Source organism: Niveispirillum fermenti (assembly GCF_048066175.1).
Classification (GTDB): Bacteria; Pseudomonadota; Alphaproteobacteria; order Azospirillales; family Azospirillaceae; genus Niveispirillum; species Niveispirillum fermenti.
The window spans coordinates 1-555 of record NZ_JBLTXA010000125.1 but is presented as its reverse complement, the minus strand read 5'-3'; the positions used below and the strand labels follow the sequence as shown (position 1 = coordinate 555).

At 62.2% G+C, this 555-nt stretch carries 1 pseudogene and 1 other annotated feature; the pseudogene reads left to right on the top strand.

The features are described from left to right. Nucleotides 1–53: 53 nt before the first annotated feature. Nucleotides 54–555 (top strand): annotated as a pseudogene (locus tag ACM9LZ_RS25980) (transposase); the annotation flags it as partial. Further along, nucleotides 335–451, top strand: a sequence feature (AL1L pseudoknot). Its footprint overlaps the pseudogene before it by 117 nt.

The following is a 555-nucleotide window of genomic DNA, read 5'->3' as shown; positions in this document are numbered from 1 at the left end:
TGAACCGGTCCGGGATTGTCGGCGGCTCCAACTCCTGAGAGGATGGGGCTACGATGAGCAAGACAACGAACAAATTTTCGGCTGAGGTCCGCGAGCGGGCTGTTCGGCTGGTGCTGGACCACGAGAAGGATCATCCGTCGCGATGGGCGGCAGTTTCATCCGTGGCATCCAAGATCGGGTGTTCGGCGCACACGCTGAATGAATGGGTCAAGAGAGCCGAGGTAGAAAGCGGCAGCCGTGCTGGCATTCCGCTGGATGTGCTGGAGAAGTTGAAGGCGCAGGAGCGGGAGATCCGTGAGCTGCGCCAGGCGAATGAGATCCTGCGCAAGGCATCGGCATATTTCGCGATGGCGGAGCTCGACCGCCGACAGAAATGATGCTGGGCTTCATCGATGCCCACCGCCAGGAATACGGGGTCGAGCCGATTTGCGAGGTTTTGCCAATCGCCCCGTCAACTGTGCGTCGGCATGCGGCCCGCGCCGCTGATCGGGCCAAACTGCCGGCGCGGGCACAGCGCGATATCGGCTTGAAGGCCGCTATCCGCCGGGTGTTCGA